Below are 23953 nucleotides of genomic sequence, written 5' to 3' on the forward strand. Positions count from 1 at the left end.
GATTCCAGGGTAGTCGCCGTGCTCGGGTCCGCCGGCGCACGCGGACCGCACCTCTGTCACTCTGCGGGGGCGGTGACGAAGTCGATGAGTTCTTCCACGCGACCGAGCAGCGCGGGCTCCAGATCCCGATACGTCGTGACCTTGGAGAGGATGTACTGCCACGCGCGTCCGGTGTCGCCCGGCGCCTCGTACGGCCAGCCGAGAGCACGGCAGATCCCCGTCTTCCAATCGGTGCCGCGCGGGATCTCGGGCCACTTCGCGATACCGAGGGCACGCGGTGTCACGCACTGCCAGACATCGACGAAGGGATGCCCGACGATCCGGAGGTGCCGCCCGTGCGGGCCGCGCGCGATCGCCTCGGCGACCCTGGTCTCCTTCGATCCCGGCACGAGGTGGTCGACCAGCACGCCATAGCGTCGCGTCGCCGTCGGCGGCTCGGCGGCGAGCAGATCGTCGAGGAGGTCGATTCCCTGGAGGAACTCGACGGCGACACCCTCGACGCGCAGGTCTGCGCCCCAGACCTTCTCGACCAGTTCGGCGTCATGCTTGCCCTCGACGAGGATGCGACTCGGCAAGGCGACACGCGCCCGCTGATCGGCGACGACGAAGGAGCCGGACGCCGTCCGACGGCGGCCCTGTGCGGGGGCGGACGGGCTGATGAGCCGCACGGGGGCACCGTCGATCAGGAATCCTCCGCCGAGCGGGAAGAGCCTGCGGCGTCCGCGTCGGTCCTCCAATTCGACGTTTCCCGCCTGCACGCGTGTCACGGCGCCACAGAACCCGTCATCGGCGACCTCGACGACCAGATCAGCCTCCGCCGCGACCTGTGGCACCTGCTTGGCGCCGCGGTCGCGCCAGCCGGTCGCCAGCACATCCGAACCGTACATGTCGTCCATGCCTTCCAGCGTATGTGCCTCCGCTGACGGCGAACGGCGAACCGCTCTCCAGTGCTGTCGCGTGTCGTAGTCAGTGCATAGACTCGACGCATGGGGCTCGGCTGCCGGTCGGAGGGAACACGATGACGAAACGGTGGCTCATGCTGACCGGACTCGTGCTGGCGATCGTCGCAGGGGCACTCGCCCCGTCGGCTGCATCCGCCACCGATCCGATCACGCTCGACGCCGGGTTCGTCACGGACCAGGCCGGCGTGCTCAGCGCGGACGAAGAGGCGACGGTCGAGGCCAGGCTCCAGGAACTGAGCGAGAACTCGAACGCCGACCTGTTCGTCGTGCTCGTCGACGAGTTCACCAACCCCACAGACGATGCACAGTGGGCAGACACCGTCGCCGAGGCCAACAACCTCGGCACCGAGCAGTATCTCCTCGCCATCGCCGTCGACGGCCGCAGCCTCTACATCTCCGCGGCAGCCGACGGACCGCTGAGCTTCGGCCAGCTCGACAGCATCGAAGACAAGATGGTCCCGTTCGCCGCCGACGGCGACTGGATGGGGGCGATCACCCTCGCCGCCGATGAGATACAGGGAGACGGAGGTGCCGGAGCGCTCCGCATCGGCGTGATCGTCGCCGCCGTCGTCGTGGTGGCCCTGCTCGTCTGGCTCGTCGTCGCGCTGGTGCGCCGTGCGCGCCGCAAGGCCGAGATCCGCGAACGCGGTGCGATGCCGGCGACTCCCGATCCCACCGACCCGTTCTCCACGCTCACCGATCAGCAGGTCGAGACGCAGGCCGCGCTCGCCCTCGTTCAGGCCGACGACGCCATCACCTCGAGCAGAGAAGAGCTCGGCTTCGCGATCGCGCAGTTCGGGGAGGGCGCCACGGAGGAGTTCACCCGGGTGGTCGACGCCGCCAAGGCCAAGATCGCCGAGGCATTCGACCTGAAGCAGAAGCTCGACGACGAGATCGAGGACACGATCCACGATCGCCGCGCCTGGCACATCCGCATCATCCGGATCGCCGAGGAGATCGACGATGTGCTCGATGACAACACCGAAGCGTTCGACGCGCTCCGCAAGCTCGAGCAGAACGCCCCGCAGGAACTCGAGAGGGTCCGCGGCGAACGCGCGGCTCTGACCTCCGCACTCGCTGCCGCCGCACCCGCGCTCGCGGCGCTCGCAGAGACCTACGACGCGGAAGCGCTCCGCACCATCGCCGACAACCCGGCCCAGGCGCACGAGCGCGCCGAGCTGGCGGATCGATCGATCGACGCCGCCGCACAGGCGATCGCGGCGGGCAGATCCGGTGAAGCAGCCTTCGCGATCCGCACGGCCGAACAATCCGTGGCGCAGTCGGCGCAGCTCGCCCAGGCGGTGACGGCCCTGGGGTCCGAACTGTCGGCGCTCGAGACGAAGTCGCGTGCTCTGGTGGCCGAGCTGCAGCAGGACCTCGTCGCGGCCCGGCAGCTGCCCGACGCGGACGGAGGGATCGCCGCCGCGACCTCGGCGACCGCAGAGCAGTTGCAGCGCGCACAGGTCGACCTCGCCGGTTCCGCCCGCAACCCGCAGCGAGTGCTGGAGGCGCTCACCGCCGCGAACACCCAGATCGACGGCGCCATCGCTCACGGGCAGGAGAGCGTCGAACGCGCGCGCCGCGTGCAGCAGATGCTCGAGCAGACCCTCGCACAGGCGACCTCCGAGATCCGCGCGACTCGGGATTTCATCGAGACCCGTCGCGGCACCGTGGGCTCCACCGCTCGCACACGGCTCGCGAACGCGGAGGCGAGTCTGACGCACGCTCTGAGCCTGCGGGCCACCGAGCCGGATGCCGCACTGGCCGAGGCGAATCGTGCCCTCTCCCTCGCGAGGCAGGCGACGGCAGCCGCACAGTCGGATGTCCAGGAATACGCCCCTTCCTCCGACCAGGGCGGCTTCGGTGGCCTCTTCGGAGGCTCCGGATCGACGGGCGGCGGCTCGGGCATCGGCGGCGACATCCTCGGCGGCATCATCGGCGGCCTGATCGCCGGCGGAGGTGGCCGATCCACGAGCCGCGGCAGCCGCAGTGGCTGGCGCTCCTCCGGGGGCGGCGGTTTCCGCAGCTCCGGCTTCGGCGGCGGCGGGGGTTCCCGCGGCGGCGGCCGTAGCGGGCGATCCGGAGGTAGACGCTTCTGATCCGCCACACAGATTTTTACGCCAAGCTCTCGAAGACGCCCTCTGAAAGGAACCACGCATGACCAAGCAGTCCATCTTCGGACGTATCTCGACCCTCGTCCGCGCGAACATCAACTCTCTGCTGGACTCTGCGGAAGACCCGCAGAAGATGATCGACCAGCTCGTCCGCGACTACACGAACAGCATCGCCGACGCCGAGTCCGCGATCGCGGAGACCATCGGCAACCTGCGCCTGCTGGAACGCGACCACGAAGAGGACGTCCAGGCGGCCACCGAATGGGGCAACAAGGCTCTGGCCGCCAGCCGCAAGGCCGACGAGATGCGCGCCAGCGGTGATGCCGCCGACGCCGACAAGTTCGACAACCTCGCCAAGATCGCGCTCCAGCGTCAGATCAGCGCGGAGCGCGAGGCCACCGGCGCCGAGCCGCAGATCGCCGCGCAGACCGAGATCGTCGACAAGCTCAAGAGCGGCCTGAACGGCATGAAGGACAAGCTCGTCGAGCTCAAGAACAAGCGCAGCGAACTGCTCGCCCGCGCCAAGGTCGCCGAGGCGCAGACCAAGGTGCAGGACGCGGTCGGCTCGATCAACGTGCTCGACCCCACCAGCGAGCTGGGCCGGTTCGAGGACAAGGTCCGCCGTCAGGAGGCTCTCGCGCAGGGCAAGATCGAACTTGCTGCGTCCAGCCTCGACGCGCAGTTCGAAAGCCTGGAAGACCTCGGCGAGCTCACCGAGGTCGAGGCTCGTCTCGCCGAGCTCAAGGCCGGTGGCAGCGCCCCCCGTCAGGCCCTCGAAGGCTCCTGACACGACCAGCGGATGCCCCGGACCTCGTGTTCGGGGCATCCGCGTTCTCCCTCGGAGGCACCCATGGTGCGATTCCTGGTCATCCCGCAGTGGCAGGGCTCACCCGCGCCACGGGCGATGCTCCTCGTCGACGGCGCGTCCGCGATCGCCGGCGATCTGCCCCGCGCGGCCACGACGGTGTTGGACGTGCCGGTCGAGGCCGGTGAAGCGCTCGGCACGGGCGTCCGCCGGCTGAGTGCGCTGCTCCGGACTCGTGAGCTCGTGCACGGCCATATCGACGCCGACACCGTGGTGATCGGCGGCGACTGCAGCGTCACCGTCGCCGCCCTCGATGCACTCCCGGGCGGCACTGAGGATCTGGCCGTCGTGTGGTGCGACGCACACGCAGATCTGCACACACCCGAGACGTCCCCCTCGGGCGCCTTCTCCGGCATGGCACTGCGCGCATTGCTCGGCGAGGGCGAGGAGCAACTGGCTCTCTCCCCCGCAATCCCTGCCGACCGTGTCGTGACCGTCGGCATGCGTACGCTCGATGACGCGGAGATCGCGCCACTCGCGCCGCTGACGAATCTCTCGGTCGCCGATCTCGAGCGCCCGGAGGCTCTGCTCGATGCGGTGCGTTCGACGGGCGCCTCACGCGTGTGGGTCCACATCGACGTCGATGTACTCGATCCCTCGGACTTCGCGGGCGTCTCCTCGTCCGTGCCGTTCGGCCTCTCCCCTGCCGCGCTGAGCACCGCCGTCCGAACCCTGCGCGGAGAGATCCCGCTCGCCGGAGCCACCATCGCCGGATTCGCTCCTCGGTCCCCGGCCGACGCCGTCGATGATCTCGGCGCGCTGCTGCGACTGATCGGAGCGGTGGCATGACGCCGGACTCGGAGTGGCGCGCAACGGCCGACGAGGTGCTCGCGCGCGGGCGCCGCTTCGACAGACGGATCCCCTCCTTCCTGCTGCGCTCCCCGATCAGCCGACTCGGCTACGCGTGGGGCACCTCCGTGGGCTGGATGTGGGGCGCGCTGTGGAGCACCGGCCCGGTGGAGAGACGCTCCGGGCTCTGGGTCTTCCGGGGCATGCCGAAATGGACCTTTCGCCGCGGCGGGGTCTGCGTCGGTGGCTGCTTCCTGACCGGTGACGCGCGTCCGACCGAAGCCGTGCTGCGCCACGAGGCCGTGCACAAGGCCCAGTGGCTCCGCTACGGCTTCCTGATGCCCGTGCTCTACCTGTTCGCCGGGCGCGATCCGTTGCGCAACCGCTTCGAGATCGAAGCGGGTCTCGAAGACGGGAACTACGTGCGGCGCACCCGCTGAGGGCTACGCCTCAGCGCTGCGCGGGCAGCAGGCCGAAACGCTCGGGCGTGCGGATCTGTGCCGGGGAGATCGCCAGGGAGCCGGTGAGGTGCTCGACGATGTCGGCCGTCCCCAGGTAGCCACCCAGAAGCGTGACGTGCGTCTCGATCTCGTCGTCGCACATCATCTCATCGGCCCACGCGCAGGTCGCCCGCGCCAGAGCCTGTCCCGGCGCGCAGGAGCGACCGCTGCCGGGCGCACCGGTGCGCTGCTCGCGGGCGAGCCAGGTCACCGTCATACGGCCCGGGGCGTCGATCATGCCGATGTCCGCGGCCTCGGGTACCTCGATGAAGATCCGCCCGGAAGCACACAGAGGCAGCGTGGTCAGGAACACCTCGAGCTCGGCGAGCGACTGCTCGTCGGCCGTGACCAGGTGGTGCGCGCGCTGACGTGCGGCGCGACGTTCCGCGCGCGTGCTGCGAGTCTCGAGCGAGGTGTTCATGATGACTTCATCGTACACCAAGTGAAGGCTTGCCTAACCTTGCTCCCGCTGTGAGAAAACGTGCGCACGCACTACTCGGCCGGCTCGACGAGCGCCTGCGCCAGCGCCGCAAGCTCCCCCTCGGTCATCCCGTTGGCGCGCAGGTACCCGGCGACGGAACCCCAGCGCTCATCCACCTGCTCGAGAAGACGTCGCATCACCGGCGCGGGCGACTGCGTCGCGAGCGCGACGGCATGCACGGCCTCCGGGTGCTGAGACCGCAGGTACTCGGCGATGCGCCGCGTGCGCTGGGCAGGAAGCTGCGATTCGGTGAGCGCGTAGTCGGCGATCACGGCCTCCCTCTCGGCACCGACGGCGGAGAGCGCCAGAGCGACCGTCACCCCGGTGCGATCCTTGCCGACGGTGCAGTGCACGAGGGTGCGCTCGCCCGCGGCGATGATGCGGAGGGCCGCCACCAGTCGATCGCCGCTCTCCTCGAGGAGGTGCAGGTACAGCCCCTCGAGGCTGATGTCGGTTTCGAAGAATGACCGCACCGACCCCAGGAACAGGGGAAGGTGCGTGGTCTCCGGCCCGTCGATCTCCGTCGGCTCCGCTGCGACCTCCTCGTCGTCTCGAAGGTCGACGATGCGCTGCACGCGCTCACGGAGGAGGGCCGCCCCGGCGGGGGTCGCACCGGACAGCTGCCCCGCCCGCAGGAGGACACCGGCGCGGATGCGACCGCCTGCTGCCGGGATGCCACCGACGTCGCGGATGTTCGCCACCCCATCGACGCGGAGAACGGTCATACCTGCTCCTGCGACGCACGCGGGGGCACCGGGTAGCGGCCGGCGATCACGATGCGGTTGAACGCGTTGATGGAAACACACGCCCAGCTCAGAGCGGCGTATTCCTTCTCGGTGAACACGCTGCCGACGCGGTCGTACACGTCATCCGAGACGCCGTCCTCGGAGATGAAGGTGAAGGCCTCGGCGAGTTCGAGTGCCGCCCGCTCCCGGTCGCTGAAAACACCGCTTTCGCGCCACGTGGAGATCTGGGTGAGCACATCGGTGTCGACGCCGGCCGCGACCGCACGGTCGACATGGATCCGCACGCAGTACGCGCAGCCGTTGAGCTGGGAGCAATGGATCATCACGATCTCCTTGAGGCGATCGTCGATGCCGTTCGCCGCGCAGATCTGGCCCACCGTCTTCGAGAACGCATCGAGCGCCTGGTACGCGGCAGGCTCGGTCTTGGACAGGTGCACACGCGTCTCACTCATGACTCCATGATATTCGTCGCGCGCCCGCTGGCCCCCCGCTCGCCCCGAGAGGTCGAAATGCAGACTGTCAATCTTGTCTCGGCTAAGATCGCCATAACGACAAGTAACCTCTGCGTCATATTTAGCGTTTTGCTCTCGCATTTCTCCGTCTCCGGGCGCAGGGAGCAGAATGTGGAGGTGGCGATCGACATCAGCGAGTTCAGCTATCTTCCCGCACAGGCCGATGCGCTCGGCGTTCCGCTCCCTCCGGTGGAGCGTGTCGCCCTCCCCCTCGACGACGGGCGCGTACTCAGCGCGCTGCGGTTCGGGACCGGCGCGCCTCGGGTCACCCTGCTGCACGGTGCCGGTCTGAACGCGCACACGTGGGACACGACGGTCCTGGCGCTTCAGGAGCCCGTGCTCGCGATCGACCTCGCCGGACACGGCGACTCCTCCTGGCGTGACGATGCCGACTACACCCCGCGCACGCTCGCCCGAGACGTCGCGGCGGCCTTCGACGCGTGGGCGGTCCCGCCTCAGATCGTCGTCGGCCAGTCCCTCGGCGGACTCACCGGAGCTGCACTCGCCGCCGCGCGCCCGGATCTCGTGTCCGAGCTCGTCGTCGTCGACATCACCCCGGGCATCGACGTCACCGCCGGTCCGGCCGCGCTACGCGAGTTCTATGCCGGTCCGACCGATTTCGCCTCCCGAGATGAGCTGGTCGACAAGGCGATGTCGCTCGGTTTCGGGGGCAGTCGCGCCGAGACCGAGCGCGGCGTCTTCCTCAACACCCGCGTGCGCGAGGACGGCCGCGTCGAGTGGAAGCACCACTTCGCGCACCTCGCCGCCCAGGCGCTCGCGGCCCACGACCCGGGCTCGGTGGCCGCGCCGTCCGTGCTCCACGAGACCGGGTGGGAGGATCTCTCCGCCGTCCGCGCACCGATCACCCTGGTCCGCGCGCAGCGCGGCTTCGTCAGCGAAGCGGACGCCGCCGAGCTGCAACGTCGCGTGCCCACCGCCCGCCTGGTCACGCTGGACGCGACACACAACGTCCAGGAGACTGCCCCGACCGCCCTCGCCGCCCTCATCGCGTCCCCCGCCGTCTCCCACGGAATATGACGCTTCGTTCCATACCCGACCCGCACCATCCCACGCATCTCTAGGCTCGATCCAACGGCACACAGCAACTGCCGCACCGAGAGGAAACGCCCATGTTCCGACGTACCCGACGTCTCTCGCTGATCGCCGCGCTCGCGGCGACCGCCGTCATACTCAGCGCCTGCGCCGGCTCCCCCGAGCCGACTGTCACCACAGACACCGGCACGCCCGACCCCGACGCGACCCTGCACGTCGGCCTGGTCCTCGAACCGACCAACCTCGACATCCGCCACACCAGTGGCGCCGCGCTCGAGCAGATCCTCATCGACAACATCTACGAGGGACTGGTCAGCCGGACGCAGGAGAACGAGATCGAGGGGCGTCTCGCCTCGGACTACACCGTGTCCGACGACGGCCTCACGTACACTTTCACCCTCAACGAGGGCATTCAGTTCCACGACGGCACGGCGCTCACCTCCGCGGACGTCGTCTCCTCCTACGAGACCGTGCGCACCGATGCCACCGTGCAGGGCAACGCCGAGTTCGCGAAGGTCTCCTCGATCACCGCACCCGACGCGACCACGGTGGAGATCGTGCTCACCGAGCCGGACCAGAACTTCCTGTTCACACTGACGGGCCCCGCCGGGCTGGTCTTCAAGACCGGGGACACGACCGACCTGAAGTCGGCGGAGAACGGCACCGGTCCCTTCACCCTGACCCGGTGGAACAAGGGCAGCACCATCACCTTCGCGCGCAATGACGACTATTGGGGCGAGAAGGCAGGCGTCGCCCAGGTGGAGTTCCAGTACATCCCCGACTTCACCGCCGGTGTGAACGCCGCGCTCGCCGGCGACGTCGACGTGCTCACCGCCGTGGACCCGAACCTCGCCCCGCAGCTCGAGGACTCCGGCGAGTTCGCTCTCACGAAGGGCCGGACGACCGACAAGGCGACGCTGGCGTTCAACAACCAGAAGGCCCCTCTGGACGATGTCCGGGTGCGCGAGGCGCTGCGACTCGCGATCGACCACGACGCGCTCGTCGAAGCCGTCGGCGCGGGAACGACCCTGTACGGTCCCATCCCCGAACTCGACCCGGGCTACGAGGATCTGTCCGATGTGATCTCCTACGACCCGGAGAAGGCGAAGTCCCTGCTGGCCGAAGCCGGCCAGGAGGACCTGGAGCTCACCCTCACCATCCCCGCCTTCTACGGGACCACGGTGCCGAAGGTGCTGATCTCCGACTTCAAGAAGGTCGGCGTCTCCCTTGAGGTGAACTCGGTGGAGTTCCCGACCTGGCTGGAAGACGTGTACACCAACCACGACTACGACCTCAGCTTCGTGCTGCACGTCGAGCCGCGCGACTTCGGCAACTTCGCCGACCCGGACTACTACTTCGGCTACGACAACACCGAGGTGCAGCGCCTGTACGCCGAAGCTCTCGCCGAGGTCGACCCCGACAAGTCCGCCGAGCTGCTCGCGCAGGCCGCGCGCATCGTGTCGGAGGATCACGCCGCGGACTGGCTGTACAACGGCGAGACCATCACGGCAGTGAGCCCGATCGTCGCGGGCTTCCCTGAGGACTCGATCAACTCGCGCATCGACCTCGCCGGCGTCACCGTCTCCACCGACGGGTAACGGGCGGCCACCCCTCCGTGATCCGATACGCACTCACACGAGGAGCCCTGCTCATCGCAGGGCTCCTCGTGTCGAGCGTGCTCATCTTCCTGACTCTGCGCGTGTTCCCGGGAGACGTCGCGCAACTCATCGCCGGCACCCAGGCCTCACCCACCGAAGTCGACGCGTTGCGTGAATCCCTCGGCCTGAACCGCCCGTTGGTCGCCCAATACACCGAGTGGATCGGCGGCATCTTCCGCGGCGACCTGGGGACCTCCCTGCTCTCCGGCGCCTCCGTCGGTGAGGAGCTTCTGCTCAAGGCGCAGGTCACCGTGCCCCTCGGCATCATGTCGCTCCTGATCGCCGTACTGATCGCCGTGCCGTTCGGCATCCTCGCCGCACTCCTGCGCGGTCGCCGCGGAGGCACGGCTCTCAGCGTCGGTGCCCAGGCGCTGGCCGCCGTCCCCGTCGTCTGGGCCGGCATGATGCTCATCGTCGTGTTCTCGGTCTGGCTGGGCTGGTTGCCTCCGCAGGGCTTCCCGCGCACCGGATGGTCGACACCGTGGCGGGCGATCGAGTCGCTGCTGCTCCCCGCGTTGACGATCGGCATCGTGGAAGGCGCGATGCTGATGCGTTTCGTGCGCAGCGCCACGCTCCAAGCGGCCGGACAGGACTTCGTACGCACGGCTGCCGCGAAAGGCCTCACTCGCACGCGAGCACTCATCCAACACGGCATCCCGGCCGTCGGGCTCTCGATCGTCACCGTCCTCGGGCTCCAGGTCGCCGGGATCATCGTCGGATCGGTCGTGATCGAGCAGCTCTTCACCCTCCCCGGCATCGGACGGATGCTGGTCGCCGATGTCGGAACGCGCGACCTCATCAAGGTGCAGAGCGAACTCCTCGTCCTCACCGGCTTCGTGCTGGTCGTGGGCTTCGTGGTCGACCTCGTGCACCGCGCGATCGACCCCCGCCAACGGGAGGCCGCATGACTCCCCGATGGCTCGCCCGCCTCTGGAGCACCCCGACCGGGCGCTTCGGGCTCGTCGTCGTGGCCGTGGTCGCGGGCACGGCGCTCGTCGCCCTGTGGTGGACCCCGTTCGACCCTCAGGCGTCGGACATCGGAGAGCGGTGGCTCCCCCCGGGATGGCCGCACCTGCTCGGCACCGATGACACCGGCCGTGACATCCTCAGCCTGCTGATGGCGGGAGCGCGCACGACCGTGTTCGTGAGCGTCGGCGCCGGCGTCGTGGCGACGGTCGTGGGAGTCTCCCTCGCCGCGCTCGGTGCCCTCACCGCTCGCTGGGTGCGGGAGACCGTCGCGGTGCTCGTCGACATCCTGATCGCCTTCCCCGTCCTCCTGATCGCCATGATGATCTCCTCGGTCTGGGGCGGCTCGCTGTGGGTCGTGATCTGGGCCGTGGGGATCGGGTTCGGCGTGAACATCGCCCGCGTGACGCGACCGGAACTGCGCCGTGTGCAGCAGAGCGACTTCGTGCTGGCCGGTCGAGCCGCGGGGCTGACTCCGTCGCAGAGTCTGGTCCGCCACCTGCTGCCGAACGTCGCACCGGTCTTCATCGTGCAGCTCTCGTGGTCGATGGCCGTCGCCGTCCTCGCCGAGGCAGGACTGTCGTACCTCGGCTTCGGTGCCTCCGTGGTCGAACCGAGCTGGGGGCTGCTGCTCGCCGACCTCCAGCGCTACATCGGGGTGCATCCGCTCTCGGTGATCTGGCCCGGTCTCGCGATCACGATCACCGTGCTCGCGCTGAACCTCCTCGGTGACGGCTTGCGCGAGGCGACCGACCCGACCCTGCGGCACCGTGCCGCCGAAGTCCATACCCCGGGGGTGGTCTCATGAGTCTCTCCGTGGAAGACCTCGTGATCGAGATCGACGGGCGCCGCGTCGTCGATGGCATCTCGTTCGAGGTTCCGGATGGTGCGCGCCTGGGTCTGATCGGCGAGTCCGGTTCCGGCAAGTCTCTCACCGCTCTCGCTGTGCTCGGCCTCCTCCCCGACGGTGCGAGCGCGTCCGGCAGTATCCGCTGGAACGGCGTGGAACTGATCGGAATGCCCGATCGCGAGCTGGCCCGCCTGCGCGGCGACGACATCGGCATCGTGTTCCAAGAGCCCCGCACGGCGCTGAACCCCATCCGCACCGTCGGGCGACAGATCGCGGAATCGATCCGCATCCACGAGGGAGTCGGTCGCCGCGAGGGCCGAGAGCGCGCGATCGCCGAGGCCGCGCGCGTGCGTCTGCCGGATCCGGAGTCGATCGTCGACCGGTATCCGCACCAGCTCTCGGGCGGTCAGCGGCAGCGCGTCGCGATCGCCATGGCTCTCGCCTGCCGTCCGCGCCTGCTCATCGCCGACGAACCGACGACCGCACTCGATGTCACGATCCAGGCCGAGATCCTGTCGCTGCTGCTCGCCCTCGTCGCCGAGGAGGGCATGTCCCTCGTCTTCATCACCCACGATCTCGCCGTGCTCGCTCAGGTCGCGACCGTGGGCGTCGTGCTCGAGCGCGGGCGCATCGCGGAGTCGGGGGCGGTGTCGACTCTCCTCTCGGCCCCCTCCTCCCCGATCACACAGGGGCTGCTGCGGGACGCGACAGCGACCCTGTGGCGCCCGGACGGCGGTGTCTCGTGACCCTGATCGAAGCGCGGGGACTCGGACGGGATCACCGCCTCCCGAAGCGCTCCCTGTTCGAGCGCCCCCGAACGCAGACCGCGCTGTTTCCGACCGACCTGGAGGTCGCCGAGGGCTCATCCGTGGGGATCATCGGCGAATCAGGGTCGGGGAAATCGACCCTGGTCCGACTCCTCCTGGGGCTCGATCGAGCATCGTCCGGCATCGTCACCATCGACGGACGCCCCGTGGACGCCACCGCATCCGCCAAGTCTCTGCATTGGCTGCGCCGCGAGACCGGGATGGTGTTCCAAGACCCGTTCGCCTCGCTCGATCCGCGCATGACGGCCGGGCAGATCATCCGCGAACCCCTCTGGGCGCTCGGCATCGACGGCGATCACCGAGCGAGGGTCCGCGAGGTCCTCGCACAGGTCGGCCTGGAGCCCGAGATGGGCGATCGCTACCCGCACGAGTTCTCCGGTGGTCAACGCCAGCGGATCGCGCTCGCCCGGGCGATCGTGCATCGACCTCGCATCCTCGTGGGTGATGAGCCCCTCTCCGCCCTCGACGTGACGGTGCGCGCGCAGATCCTGGATCTGCTGATGGAGCTTCGCCGGACGACGGACCTCACGCTCCTTCTGGTGTCGCACGACATCGGTGTGGTGCAGAACCTGTGCGACAGCGTCGCGGTGATGAAGGACGGCCGCATCGTCGAACGGGGATCGACGGAGGAGGTCCTCCTGCACCCCGCACAGGAGTACACGAAGTCCCTGCTGGCGGCGATCCCGGTGATCCCGCGCTCCGGGGACGTCTGAGCGCACATCGTCACCGCCGGTCGCCCTGCTCAGCGACGTGCCCCGAAGAGGCTTCCGCGCCGCCGTCCCGTCGGCTTGAGCACGCGCCGCATGTACACGGTGCCGAGATCGCGGCCGAACTTGTACCCGACGCGCCCCATGCGCCCGGCCTCGACGAAACCGAGCTTCTCGTGAAGCCGTATCGACGCCTCTGCGCCGCGATCGCTGATGACGGCGACCATCTCTCGAAGCCCGATCTGCTCACACGCATCGATCAGTGCCCGCAGCAGTGCGGCTCCGAGCCCCTTCCCGCCGGCCCCCGGGCCCAGGTAGATCGAGTCCTCGACGGTGTACTTGTAGGCGTTCTTCCCCGCCCACGGTTGGGCGAGCGCGTATCCCATCACGACGCCGCCCGGCGACACGGCGACGAGGAAGGGCAGCTCCAACCGCGTGAGCAGCGCGTACTTCTCGCGCCAGTACGGGATGCTGCTGCGTCGCTCATCGAGTGTGACCGCGGAATTGCTCACGAAGTGGTTGTAGATCTCTCGCACGTGAGGCAGGTCAGACGGGCGGGCCGGCCGGATCGTGTAAGAGAAGATCTCGGGCGCGGCCTGCGGGCGAAGGTGGCGCGGGAGGACACGGCGACGGTCCCCCGGTTCGAACTGCATGCGCTCAGCTTAGAGACGGAGCGGCTTCGCCTTCCACCCTCCAGTCCACGGCTTCGGCCCCCTGTTCCGCGAGCAGGGCATTCGCACGCGAGAACGGCCGGGATCCGAAGAACCCGCGGCTCGCCGACAGCGGGGAGGGATGGGCCGAGACGATCACCGGCGTGTCACCGAGCATCGGCTGCAGATTCGCCGCGTCCCTGCCCCAGAGCACGGCTACGAGAGGCTGATTCCGGGCGACGAGGGTTCTGATCGCGAGTTCGGTGACCTTCTCCCACCCCCAGCCTCGGTGCGAGGCGGCCGCCCCCGGACGGACGGTCAGGACGCGGTTGAGCAAGAGCACGCCCTGATCGCTCCAGGCGGTGAGATCACCGTGCGGCGCCGGCGGTAGGCCGAGGTCGCTCTCCCGCTCCTTGTAGATGTTCGTGAGGCTGCGCGGCAGCGGCCGTACCTCACGGTCCACCGCGAACGACAGGCCGATGGGGTGACCGGGCGTCGGATACGGGTCCTGCCCCGTGATCAGCACCCGCACGTCCGCGAGGGGCCGTCGGAACGCCCGAAGGACGTCCTCCCCGGCAGGCAGGTACCCGTGCCCGGCATCCTGTTCCGCCCGGAGCCTCTCCCCGAGTCCGGTTATCGTCTCCTGGACCGGGGCGAGTGCTTCCGCCCAGCCCGCGTCGATGAGGCCGTCCGCAGCGAGTTCGGCCAGCGTCCGCGCCATCGTCAGTCGATCGAGCGCACACGCAGCGGCCCGCGGGCGAGCAGGTGCTGTGCGGATTGGGCCACCGGACGCATCGTGACGAGGTCGAGGTTCACATGCCCCGGCGCCTCCAGCGCATAGGTGATGACGTCCGCGACATCCTCCGCGAGGAGCGGTGCGTCGACACCGGCGTACACGGCCTCTGCGGCCACGGCGTCGCCGCCCAGCCGGTTCAGCGTGAACTCCTCGGTGTGCACCATGCCGGGCGCGACCTCGACCACCCGGATCGGCTCGCCGTTCAACTCCTGGCGGAGCACCTTGACCAGCATGCTCTCGGCGGCCTTCGCCGCGTTGTACCCGGCTCCCCCCGCATACGCCGATTGGGCGGCCGTGGAGGTGACGAAGACCGTGTCCGCGTGCCCGTCCGCGTCGGCAGCTCGGCGCAGCAGCGGGAGCAGTCCCGCCACGAGCCGCTGCGTCGCGAGCACGTTCGCATCGAACATCCACTGCCAGTCCTCGACCGCGGCGTCTTCGATGCGATCGGTACCGCGCGCACCGCCGGCCACCTGCACGAGCGCGTGCACCGGGCCCGACTCCGCGAGCGTGGAGACGAGGGCGTCGACGGCAGCCGCGTCGGTCAGATCGCAGGCGATCACGGAGGCTCCGGTCTCCGCGGCGAGCGCGGACAGACGGTCCTTGCGCCTGGCGACCCCGACCACATCCCATCCCCGCGACCGGAGTGCGCGCACCGTCGCCGCGCCGATCCCCGAACTCGCACCTGTCACCACTGCACGTCTGTTGGCCATGCCTCCACCGTACGATGTTCGCCCCGGATTGCGGAGTCCCGCGCGGGCTGTCGAGGATCCCTCGCTCGCGGGACAGCGGGCACCGCTCTGTTACGTCACATTTCTCCCTCACTGTTGACACCGAGCGATATTCCGTACTCTCGCAGCAACGGCATCCGCCATCCGACCTTCCGACCACTCCTGGGGGAATCACATGTCCGCACCTGAGTCCTGGCGCTTCGAGACCAAGCAGATCCACTCCGGCGCCGCCCCCGACCCGGTCACGAAGGCGCGCGCCACGCCGATCTATCAGACCACCTCGTATGTCTTCGACAGCGCGGATCACGCGGCCAACCTCTTCGCCCTCGCGGAGTTCGGCAACATCTACACCCGCATCCAGAACCCGACCCAGGACGTGCTGGAGCAGCGGCTCGCCGCACTCGAAGGCGGCACCGGCGCGCTCGTGCTCGCCAGCGGACAGGCGGCCTCGACCTTCGCCATCCTGAACATCGCGCAGGCCGGAGACCACTTCGTCGCCTCGAGCTCGATCTACGGCGGCACCTACAACCTCTTCAAGTACACCCTCGCGAAGCTCGGCATCGAGGTCACGTTCGTCGAGAACCAGGACGACCCCGAGGAATGGCGCCGCGCCGTCCGTCCGAACACGAAGCTGTTCTTCGCAGAGACGATCGGCAACCCGCAGATCAACATCCTCGACATCCGTACCGTCGCCGACGTCGCGCACGAGAACGGGGTGCCGCTGATCGTCGACAACACCATCGCCACCCCGTACCTGATCCGTCCGTTCGAGTTCGGTGCCGACATCGTCGTGCACTCGGTCACGAAGTTCCTCGGCGGCCACGGCACGACCATCGGCGGAGTCATCATCGACGGCGGCACGTTCGAGTGGTCGAAGAACGTCGACAAGTTCCCCGGCCTCACGGTCCCGGATCCCTCGTACCACGGCGCCAGCTACACCGCTGCTGTCGGCGACCCCCTCGCGTACATCATCAAGGCCCGTGTGCAGCTGCTGCGCGACCTCGGCTCCGCGATCGCGCCGCAGAGTGCGTGGAACCTCATCCAGGGTGTCGAGACGCTGTCGCTGCGCATCGAGCGTCACGTGCAGAACGCCCAGGAGATCGCCGAGTGGCTCGACGGCCGTGACGATGTCGCGACGGTCAACTACTCGGGGCTGCCCTCCTCGCCGTGGTACGCCAAGGCGAACGAGTACGCGCCCAAGGGTGTCGGTGCCGTGCTGTCGTTCGAGCTGAAGGGCGGCGTGGAGGCCGGGCGCGAGTTCGTGAACAGCCTGTCTCTGTTCAGCCACCTCGCCAACATCGGCGACGTCCGCTCGCTCGTCATCCACCCGGCGTCGACCACCCATGCACAGCTCACCCCCGAGCAGCAGCTCACGGCCGGTGTCACGCCGGGCCTCGTGCGCCTCTCGGTCGGCATCGAGAACATCGAGGACCTCAAGGCCGACCTGGATCAGGCTCTCGCCGCGGCACGCGCCGTGTCGGAGGCCGCCCGCGCCTGACCCCCGCTGTTCCGGTCGACACCCCGTCCTACCGTCGACGCCCCTCCTGAATCACGTCTCTCAGGAGGGGCGTCGACGCTGTGCGGGGGCGTCGACCGGAATTGATGCTCGCGAGAGCGTAACCTGCCGCCGATGTGCGCCGGGTCACGCGACAATGGAGGGATGGACTGGCAGACGACCTCCGAGGACACGGTGCCGTCGGCACCCGTGACGGAGGCCGACGTCCGTCTCCTCCGCGCCCGCCCCCCGGCGACCGGGGCCTGGCGTGATGGTGACCCGGTCGGCGGCAGGCGCTTCGCCGCCTTCGGAGCCTTCGCCACGGAGAGCGGTGCGGAGCTGCCCGGCATCCGGATCGCCTACGAGTCCTGGGGCGAGCTGAACGCCGCCCGCGACAACGCGATCCTCGTCCTCCATGCGCTCACGGGCGACAGCCATCTGCGTGGCCCCGCAGGAGCGGGCCATCCGACCGCGGGCTGGTGGGAGGACATCACGGGCCCCGGCGCCCCCCTCGACACCGATCGCTGGTTCGTGATCGCGCCGAACATGCTGGGCGGCTGCCAGGGATCCACGGGCCCGGCGAGTGTCGCCCCGGACGGCTACGAGTGGGCATCGCGATTCCCTTACCTGACGATCCGCGATCAGGTGGCGGCGCAGGTGCGGCTCGCTGATGCGCTGGGAATCGACACGTGGGCCGCGGTCATCGGCGGCTCGATGGGGGGCATGCATGCCCTGGAGTGGGCCGCCACCCACCCCGAGCGCGTGCAGCGTCTCGCGGTCCTCTCCTCTCCGTCGGTGACGACGGCCGACCAGATCGCGCTGAACACCGTGCAGCTGGAGACCATCCGGATGGATCCGCGGTTCCAGGGCGGCGAGTACTACGACCTGTCCGACGGCGACGGCCCCCACCGCGGTCTCGCCCTGGCGCGGCGCATGGCTCTGCTGAACTACCGCAGCCCGATCGAGCTCAACCAGCGCTTCCAGCGGTCCTGGCAGTCGGAGGTATCGCCGCTCGGGCACGGCGGGCGCTTCGCGGTCGAGTCGTACCTGGACTTCCACGGCAACAAGTTCACCCGCCGCTTCGACGCCAACAGCTACATCACCCTCGTGGAGGCCATGAACTCGCATGACGTCGGGCGGGAGCGCGGGGGTGTCGAAGAAGCTCTGCGGGCGGTCACGGCGACCACGCTGGTCCTCGGGATCGACAGCGACCGGCTGTTCCCCGTCGACGGGCAGCAGCGCATCGCCCGCAGCATTCCGCACGTGATCGACGACGAGGCCGTGGTGCTCACCAGCGACTTCGGCCACGACGGGTTCCTGATCGAGACCGAAGCCGTCGGGTCCCACCTCCGCCGGCTCCTCGACAGCTGAGCCTCCCGAACGCCTCAGCCTGCGACGAACCTCCACGGCAGCACACTGGCTTCGAGGCGCCCTTGCTCCCAGGAGAAGTCCCGACCGGTCTCGGTATCGAGAACACGCGTCTGGAAGAGTTCCGCTGCACCGCCGGACGACAGTGCCGCAGCGGCATCCGCGAACGCGGACAGGCGGTGCAGCGTGACCCACGTCGGCGGGTACAGCATCCACTCCCCCGCCCCGTGGCGCGCCAGTACTTCCGATGGCCGCGCCCAGGCCAACTCGGCGACCTCGTCCTCAGCGGGTGACGGCACCGCGTCCGACGCCGCGGCGAGGAAGAACCAGGTGCGGATGCGGGTGGGAGCCTCGATCGGCGGCTGCCATTCGGAGAGGACGACGAGATCGTCGACCACCAGCCCCACCTCCTCGAAGGTCTCCCGGATCGCGGCCCGGCGCGCGTCCTCGACGTCTCCTTCGCCGTCACGTCGGTCCTCCGGCTCGACCTTGCCGCCCGGGAACACCCAGGCGCCTGGGAAGGATCCACGATCCGGTCGACGCAGCAGCAGCACCTCGAACCCGGGTTCCGCGGGCCGCAGCAGGACGACGGTGCCGGCGACGGGCAGGGAATCCTCGGGCGCACTCATCCCGACACTCTACGACGCGACGAGCTCCGAGACCTCGGGGCGGCGCGCTTCGATGCGGTACGACAGCACGGCGATCAGGAGCCCGGCAACGGCGAGCGCTGCTCCGGTCCAAGCCGGCGCGGTGAAACCCCATCCGACGGCGATCACGACACCGCCCAGGAAGGCGCCGAGGCTGTTCCCGATGTTGAGCGCCGAGTGGTTCATCGCCGCCGCGATCGACTGGTTGTCACCGGCCACGTCCATGAGACGCGTCTGGATGGTCGGGCTCAGCACCGAAGAGACGAATCCGACCACGAGCACCGTCAGCCCGAGGCTCACGATCCAGAACGAGAGGAAGGCGAGCAGGGCGAACACGATCGCCATCGCCGCGAGTCCCCACAGCAGGGTGCGGCGCAGATCGATGTCGGCGAGGTGGCCGCCCACGAGGTTTCCGGCGGTCATGCCGAGCCCCATCAGCACGAGCACGATCGGGACCGCCCACTCGGGTGACCCCGCCACGTCCGTCACCAACGGCGCGATGTAGCTGTACACCGCGAAGAACCCGCCGAAGCCGATCGCGCCGATGCCGAGTGTGAACCACACCTGTGCCCGGCGGAACACCCGGAGCTCCTGACGCATCGTCCGCCCCGGATCGCCCGGGTGCTCGGGGACGAACAGCGCGATGCACAGCGTCGCGAGCGCGAACACCAGCGCCACGACGGCGAACGCCGCCCGCCAGCCCCACTCCTGCCCGAGGAAGGTCCCCAGCGGCACCCCGATGACATTGGCGACCGTGAGGCCGGTGAGAATGAATGCCACGCCCTTGGCACGGTTTCCCGGCCCCATGACGTCGGCGGCGACGAGAGCTCCGATGCCGAAGTACGCGCCGTGCGGCAACCCGGCGAGGAATCGCGAGGCGGCGACGAGCTCGAACGTCGGCAGGACCACCGTGAGGGCGTTGAACACGGTGAGTGCGAGGGCGAGCACGATCATCACTCGATGACGCGGGTAGCGCGCGACGAAGCCCGCGATGGTCGGGGCGCCGATGACGACACCCAGCGCGTACAACGAGATCAGCCACCCCGTCTGACTCAGCGCTTCTTCCGGACGGGTCGCCCAGAGCGCAGGCAGCAGGTCGGCGGCGATGTTGGGCAGCAGGCCCATGACCACGAACTCGGTCATGCCGATGCCGAAACTGCCGATGGCGAGAGAGAGGAGCGCCCACTTCGCCGCACCCCTCGATTGCGTCGAGGGATTCACCGGATCAGCTTAGCGGCCGTCGGGGTGCACGACCGCCGGGACGCCTGGTTCTCGCGTCATGAACACGTCCACGTCGTCCTGCGAGTCGACGGTGAACCCGTGACGCTCGTAGAGGCTGCGCGCCAGACTGCCCTGGAGCACGTTGAGCCGGTACCGCCCGTCGTCGTTGAGGATCATCGCCAGGACCCGAGTGCCGACGCCCCTCCCGTGGTGCGAGGCGTCGAGGTAGAGGTGCTCCAGCCACGTGATGTCGCCGTCTGGACGGAGGGCGACAGACCCGACATCCACAGCGTCCACCACGATGATCCGCGTGTACGCCGGCTCGAACGCATCGCGGAAGCGTTGCCGGACACGCGTCGGGTCGTAGCGCCCCAGCCGCTCCAGGTCGGCGCGGAGCACGTCGGCGCGCAGCTCGGCGATCCACTCGGCGTCTTCGGCGAGCGCCGTCCGGAGAACGACCGATGCGAGCGGACGCGGATCAGTCACGGGGCTCCGCGGCAGCCGCCTCCCCGATCGCCGACTCCAACCGTTCGATCTTCGCGTCGAGCTCTCCGGAGTACCCAGGACGGATGTCGGCCTTGAGCACGAGCGAGACCCGTGACCCGAACGGCATCACCGCTTCGGTCGCGCGCTTGACGACGGCCATGACCGTGTCCCAGTCCGGACCCTCGATCTCGGTGAACATGCTCGTCGTGCGGTGCGGCAACCCCGACTCGCGCACGACGCGCACGGCGGCCGCCACGGCGTCGTGCACGGAGGCGTCGGTGCGCTGCGCACCATCGGCGGGGGTGCCACTCGGGGCGACGGAGAAGGCGATCAGCATGGGTTCACTCCTGGGGGTTCTGATGACGGGCGGGCACACGTGAGAGAGCACGGATGCTCAGGATGAGCAGGACGAGGAGAAGGACGTTGCGCACCGTGAGGACGGCGACGGCGAGGGCATCGGCGCGCAGGAGTGCGTCGTAGCCGATCGGGTAGACGAGGCAGGTGAGCAGGCAGAGCGCGAGGACGATCACGGCGGGAACGCGCGCTCTGACCCGATCGAGCACGAGCCAGAGGATCACCGGGGCGATCAGCCAGGTCTGGAACTGCGGTGAACCGACCTTGTTGGTGACGACCAGCAGCGTGACGAGCGTGAGGGCGAACGGAGGGAACAGCCGGGGGAAGGTCGCACCGCGCGCCGCTTTCCGCGCGCCCACCACCGTCACCGCGAGGACCGAGAGCGCCATCAGGGGTGTGAGCGCGGCGGCGACGGCGTCGACCCCGGGAGCCGTGATCTGGAAGGTGAGGATCTCGAAGCTGTACTCGATACGTGCGGCTCCGGCGACCGCGAGCCAGAGGAACGGCGTGGCGGCCACGGCCTCGATCTGCAGCCCCCGCCCGGTCTGCTCCGTCAGGAACCCGAAGATCTCGGTGTCCGCGCCGAGCAGGAACAGCGTCGCGACGACCCCGGTGGTGACGACCGCGGCAGCGAGGAGCACCCGCATCCTCGCGCGGAGCGCCACGACGGCCGCCAGGACCAGCGCCCCGGGCCAGATCTTGATCCAGGCGCCGATCGTGAGGAGGGCGGCACCGATCGTCGGCCGCGACACGAGCCAGAGCCCACCGATCACGGCGATCGGCACCGTGATCGCGTCGATCCGGTACAGCGCGATGGGACCGAGCAGAAAGAGCGCAGCACACCAGAACCAGGCAGCCACACGACGTGCACGCGACGGCGAACGGCCGACGAGCACACCGAAGGCGACGGCATCGAGGATGATCACGAGCGTCGCCCATCCGACCAGATACGCATTGGAGACGCCGAGCAGGAGCACGAGCGGCGCCGACAGGGCCGCGGCGATGAGCATCGGCACGAGGGCGAGCTGCGGGTAGACCCAGGTCTCGTCGATTCCGACGATCGGTCCCCCGCTGAGCGCCGACGTCGCCCAGGGCTCGTACACGAGCACGACATCACCCATCGGCTGACTCGGATACACCCACCCGAGCCACGCTGTGAGCAGGTGCACGAGCAGGAAGACGGCCCACAGCACGACCACCCTGCTGTTCGACGCGCGCCTCACGCGAGGACGTCCGCGATCGCGGGCGGCAGCGCCGCGGCGACATCCAGCGCGACGATCGGATGCCCCGGGCTGCCGGCGGTCACGTCTGCGGCGATCCGTGCCGCGTGGCCGTGCACCCAGGCCCCCGCGGCGGCGATCTCTGCGAGCGGGGCATCGGGATTCGCGGCGGTCACCGCGCCGAGCACGCCGGCGAGCACGTCTCCGGTTCCCGCCGTCGCCAACCAGCCCGTCCCGGCCTCGATCGCGAACGTCGTCCCGTCCGGGGCTGCGACCAGCGTGCGAGCGCCCTTGAGGAGCACGGTTCCGCCGATCTTCGCGGCGACCTGTCGGGCCCCTTCGGCGCGTCCGCCGCCTGGTTGCAGGCGCAGACGCTCCTGGAGCCTGGCGAACTCGCGTGCGTGCGGGGTGATGAGGAAGGGGGCGCGGGCGCCGGGGGCGAGATCCAGCGCTCCGGCATCGACGACGACCGGCACGGTCCCCGCGAGGATCTCCCGGAGCGCGACGCTCTCCGCGTCCGTCCGAAGGGCCGGATCCGTGCCGGATCCGATCACCCAGGCATCCACGCGGGAACGACCAGGGTCCGCTCCGACCACCGTCTCCGGGCGCCGGGCGAGCACGGCATCGGCTGCCCGCTCCTCCCCCACGTAACGCACGAATCCTGCACCGGTCCGCCACGCGGCCTCGACACCGAGCACCGCAGCACCGGGATAAGCGGCCGATCCGGTGCAGAGCGCCACCACCCCGCGCGTGTACTTGTCGTCCTCTGCGGCGGGCGCGCGGAAGTACCGGGACGTATCGTTGCGTGTCCACTCGCGCACCTCGACCATGACTCCACGTTAGTGCGACGCTCCGCGAGGCGCGTCGTCGCGGTAGCGTCGAACGGTGAGTCTTCTCTTCTCCCCGCTGAGCATCCGTTCCGTCACGTTCCGCAATCGCCTCTGGGTCTCGCCGATGTGCATGTACAGCGCCGTCGACGGCCTGGTGCAGGAATGGCATCACACGCACCTCGCGCAGTTCGCTTCGGGCGGCGCCGGACTGATCGTCGCGGAGGCGACCGCGGTGGTACCCGAGGGCCGTATCTCGCCGCGCGATGCGGGTCTCTGGAGCGACGAGCAGTGCGACGCCTGGGCGCCGATCGTCCGCGCTATCCACGACCGTGGGGCGTCCGCCGGGATCCAGCTCGCGCACGCGGGACGGAAGGCATCGACGTGGTGGCCGTGGGCACGTGAGCGGGGGTCGGTGCCGGCTGCCGAGGGAGGCTGGACGACAGTTGCGCCGTCGGCGATCGCCTTCGACGGTTTCGACGCGCCGGTCGCCCTCGACCTCGCCGGGATCGACCGCGTGGTCGAGGCCTTCGCCGACGCCGCGCGACGCGCTCTCGAGGCGGGCTTCGACGTGCTGGAGATCCACGGTGCGCACGGCTACCTGCTGCACCAGTTCCTGTCCCCGCTCTCGAACCGGCGAGACGACGAGTACGGCGGCTCGCTCGAGAACCGCGCGCGGCTCCTGCTGCGCGTCGTGGACGCTGTGCGCGAGGCTGCGGGTCCCGAGGTGCCGGTCTTCGTGCGGATCTCGGCCACCGACCACGCCGAAGGCGGTTTCGCCCCCGATGAGGCGTCCACCGTCGCCGACTGGGCCACGCAGCGCGGAGCGGACCTGATCGACGTCTCGAGCGGCGGCCTCGTGGCCCATCAGCGGATCGAGGTGTTCCCCGGATACCAGGTCTCTCTCGCCGAGACCGTCCGCCGCGGAGGCCGCATCCCGGTGTCGGCGGTCGGACTGATCACCGCATCCGCCCAGGCCGAGCAGGTGCTCGCCGACGGCGCGGCGGATGCGGTCTTCGCCGGCCGGGAGTGGCTTCGCGACCCGCACTTCGCGCTCCGCGCCGCACATGAACTCGGCGCCGAGGTCGCATGGCCACCCCAGTACGAACGCGCGCACTGGCGCTGAGGCCG

The 23953-nt window shown here is 69.4% G+C and carries 26 protein-coding genes; 13 read left to right on the top strand and 13 right to left on the bottom strand.

The genetic code is table 11. The annotated features are described in order from the left end of the window. Positions 1-56: 56 nt before the first annotated feature. Positions 57-896, bottom strand: coding sequence for a DUF3097 domain-containing protein (locus LVJ59_RS04115; protein ID WP_232762097.1), 840 nt, complete (start codon positions 894-896; stop codon positions 57-59). A 122-nt stretch (positions 897-1018) separates the two neighbouring features. On the opposite strand from LVJ59_RS04115, the gene LVJ59_RS04120 reads away from it, so the two are divergent. The 4 genes from LVJ59_RS04120 to LVJ59_RS04135 all read left to right on the top strand — a co-directional run bounded on the left by LVJ59_RS04120 (position 1019) and on the right by LVJ59_RS04135 (position 5170). Beyond that, a complete protein-coding gene (locus tag LVJ59_RS04120; protein ID WP_232762098.1) occupies positions 1019-3061 on the top strand; it encodes a TPM domain-containing protein in 2043 nt (680 codons plus the stop codon). A gap of 58 nt (positions 3062-3119) precedes the next feature. Continuing rightward, the gene (locus LVJ59_RS04125) at positions 3120-3863 is read left to right on the top strand and encodes a PspA/IM30 family protein (protein ID WP_047524088.1); all 744 of its coding nucleotides are present in this window, start codon (positions 3120-3122) and stop codon (positions 3861-3863) included. Positions 3864-3926: 63 nt separating this feature from the next. After that, a complete protein-coding gene (locus tag LVJ59_RS04130) occupies positions 3927-4730 on the top strand; it encodes an arginase family protein (protein WP_131492183.1) in 804 nt (267 codons plus the stop codon). Then, positions 4727-5170, top strand: coding sequence for a hypothetical protein (locus LVJ59_RS04135; protein ID WP_047524086.1), 444 nt, complete (start codon positions 4727-4729; stop codon positions 5168-5170). Before LVJ59_RS04130 ends, LVJ59_RS04135 begins: the two co-directional genes overlap by 4 nt. Positions 5171-5180: 10 nt before the next feature. Here the strand turns inward: LVJ59_RS04135 and LVJ59_RS04140 are convergent, their stop codons facing one another. From LVJ59_RS04140 to LVJ59_RS04150, 3 genes are all read right to left on the bottom strand, one after another. Beyond that, positions 5181-5651 carry an SIP domain-containing protein gene (locus LVJ59_RS04140; protein ID WP_232762099.1) on the bottom strand — a complete coding sequence of 157 codons (471 nt, stop codon included), beginning with the start codon at positions 5649-5651 and terminating at the stop codon, positions 5181-5183. Between the two features lie 71 nt (positions 5652-5722). Then, a complete protein-coding gene (locus LVJ59_RS04145) occupies positions 5723-6436 on the bottom strand; it encodes a tyrosine-protein phosphatase (protein ID WP_232762100.1) in 714 nt (237 codons plus the stop codon). Then, positions 6433-6909, bottom strand: coding sequence for a carboxymuconolactone decarboxylase family protein (locus LVJ59_RS04150; RefSeq protein WP_232762101.1), 477 nt, complete (start codon positions 6907-6909; stop codon positions 6433-6435). Before LVJ59_RS04150 ends, LVJ59_RS04145 begins: the two co-directional genes overlap by 4 nt. Positions 6910-7080: 171 nt before the next feature. Here LVJ59_RS04150 and LVJ59_RS04155 point away from each other — a divergent pair, with 171 nt between their 5' ends. From LVJ59_RS04155 to LVJ59_RS04180, 6 genes are all read left to right on the top strand, one after another. After that, the gene (locus LVJ59_RS04155; protein WP_232762102.1) at positions 7081-8007 is read left to right on the top strand and encodes an alpha/beta fold hydrolase; all 927 of its coding nucleotides are present in this window, start codon (positions 7081-7083) and stop codon (positions 8005-8007) included. Positions 8008-8099: 92 nt separating this feature from the next. Then, positions 8100-9620: an ABC transporter substrate-binding protein gene (locus tag LVJ59_RS04160; protein ID WP_232762103.1), complete on the top strand. Its 1521-nt coding sequence runs from the start codon at positions 8100-8102 to the stop codon at positions 9618-9620. 17 nt (positions 9621-9637) lie between these two features. Beyond that, the gene (locus tag LVJ59_RS04165) at positions 9638-10588 is read left to right on the top strand and encodes an ABC transporter permease (RefSeq protein WP_134353495.1); all 951 of its coding nucleotides are present in this window, start codon (positions 9638-9640) and stop codon (positions 10586-10588) included. Beyond that, positions 10585-11454 (top strand): ABC transporter permease, encoded by an 870-nt coding sequence (locus LVJ59_RS04170; protein WP_232762104.1) that lies wholly within the window; start codon positions 10585-10587, stop codon positions 11452-11454. Before LVJ59_RS04165 ends, LVJ59_RS04170 begins: the two co-directional genes overlap by 4 nt. Further along, entirely contained in the window at positions 11451-12242 is a 792-nt protein-coding gene (locus LVJ59_RS04175; RefSeq protein ID WP_232762105.1) for an ABC transporter ATP-binding protein, read from the top strand. The genes LVJ59_RS04170 and LVJ59_RS04175 overlap by 4 nt, the downstream gene beginning before the upstream one ends. Further along, positions 12239-13036: an ABC transporter ATP-binding protein gene (locus LVJ59_RS04180; protein ID WP_232762106.1), complete on the top strand. Its 798-nt coding sequence runs from the start codon at positions 12239-12241 to the stop codon at positions 13034-13036. The genes LVJ59_RS04175 and LVJ59_RS04180 overlap by 4 nt, the downstream gene beginning before the upstream one ends. 29 nt (positions 13037-13065) lie before the next feature. On the opposite strand, the gene LVJ59_RS04185 is transcribed toward LVJ59_RS04180, so the two are convergent. The 3 genes from LVJ59_RS04185 to LVJ59_RS04195 are packed head-to-tail and all read right to left on the bottom strand — an operon-like array spanning position 13066 to position 15186. After that, positions 13066-13683, bottom strand: a complete 618-nt coding sequence (locus LVJ59_RS04185) for a GNAT family N-acetyltransferase (RefSeq protein WP_232762107.1) — start codon at positions 13681-13683, stop codon at positions 13066-13068. A 4-nt stretch (positions 13684-13687) separates the two neighbouring features. Continuing rightward, positions 13688-14401 carry a uracil-DNA glycosylase gene (locus LVJ59_RS04190; RefSeq protein ID WP_232762108.1) on the bottom strand — a complete coding sequence of 238 codons (714 nt, stop codon included), beginning with the start codon at positions 14399-14401 and terminating at the stop codon, positions 13688-13690. A 2-nt stretch (positions 14402-14403) separates the two neighbouring features. Continuing rightward, on the bottom strand, positions 14404-15186 hold the full coding sequence (locus tag LVJ59_RS04195; RefSeq protein ID WP_232762109.1) for an SDR family oxidoreductase: 783 nt from the start codon (positions 15184-15186) through the stop codon (positions 14404-14406). 193 nt (positions 15187-15379) lie between these two features. Between LVJ59_RS04195 and LVJ59_RS04200 the strand changes: the two genes are divergently transcribed. After that, positions 15380-16702, top strand: coding sequence for a bifunctional o-acetylhomoserine/o-acetylserine sulfhydrylase (locus LVJ59_RS04200; RefSeq protein ID WP_131492192.1), 1323 nt, complete (start codon positions 15380-15382; stop codon positions 16700-16702). Positions 16703-16864: 162 nt separating this feature from the next. Further along, positions 16865-18070, top strand: coding sequence for a homoserine O-acetyltransferase (locus LVJ59_RS04205; protein ID WP_232762110.1), 1206 nt, complete (start codon positions 16865-16867; stop codon positions 18068-18070). A gap of 14 nt (positions 18071-18084) precedes the next feature. Here LVJ59_RS04205 and LVJ59_RS04210 read toward each other — a convergent pair whose 3' ends face one another. Genes LVJ59_RS04210 through LVJ59_RS04235 form a run of 6 tightly spaced genes read right to left on the bottom strand, consistent with a single transcriptional unit; the run spans position 18085 to position 22825 of the window. Continuing rightward, positions 18085-18696: an NUDIX domain-containing protein gene (locus LVJ59_RS04210; protein WP_232762111.1), complete on the bottom strand. Its 612-nt coding sequence runs from the start codon at positions 18694-18696 to the stop codon at positions 18085-18087. Positions 18697-18705: 9 nt separating this feature from the next. Next, positions 18706-19935, bottom strand: a complete 1230-nt coding sequence (locus LVJ59_RS04215) for an MFS transporter (protein WP_232762112.1) — start codon at positions 19933-19935, stop codon at positions 18706-18708. A gap of 9 nt (positions 19936-19944) precedes the next feature. After that, positions 19945-20421 carry a GNAT family N-acetyltransferase gene (locus LVJ59_RS04220; RefSeq protein ID WP_232762113.1) on the bottom strand — a complete coding sequence of 159 codons (477 nt, stop codon included), beginning with the start codon at positions 20419-20421 and terminating at the stop codon, positions 19945-19947. Beyond that, positions 20414-20758: a thiamine-binding protein gene (locus tag LVJ59_RS04225; RefSeq protein ID WP_134353486.1), complete on the bottom strand. Its 345-nt coding sequence runs from the start codon at positions 20756-20758 to the stop codon at positions 20414-20416. The genes LVJ59_RS04220 and LVJ59_RS04225 overlap by 8 nt, the downstream gene beginning before the upstream one ends. A 4-nt stretch (positions 20759-20762) precedes the next feature. Further along, the gene (locus LVJ59_RS04230) at positions 20763-21998 is read right to left on the bottom strand and encodes a hypothetical protein (protein WP_232762114.1); all 1236 of its coding nucleotides are present in this window, start codon (positions 21996-21998) and stop codon (positions 20763-20765) included. Further along, on the bottom strand, positions 21995-22825 hold the full coding sequence (locus tag LVJ59_RS04235; protein ID WP_232762115.1) for an NAD(P)H-hydrate dehydratase: 831 nt from the start codon (positions 22823-22825) through the stop codon (positions 21995-21997). Before LVJ59_RS04235 ends, LVJ59_RS04230 begins: the two co-directional genes overlap by 4 nt. A 55-nt stretch (positions 22826-22880) precedes the next feature. Here LVJ59_RS04235 and LVJ59_RS04240 point away from each other — a divergent pair, with 55 nt between their 5' ends. Then, the gene (locus LVJ59_RS04240) at positions 22881-23948 is read left to right on the top strand and encodes an NADH:flavin oxidoreductase/NADH oxidase (RefSeq protein ID WP_232762116.1); all 1068 of its coding nucleotides are present in this window, start codon (positions 22881-22883) and stop codon (positions 23946-23948) included. The last annotated feature ends 5 nt before the right edge of the window (positions 23949-23953 follow it).

It is taken from the genome of Microbacterium sp. KKR3/1, assembly GCF_021272365.1.
Taxonomy (GTDB): domain Bacteria; phylum Actinomycetota; class Actinomycetes; order Actinomycetales; family Microbacteriaceae; genus Microbacterium; species Microbacterium aurugineum.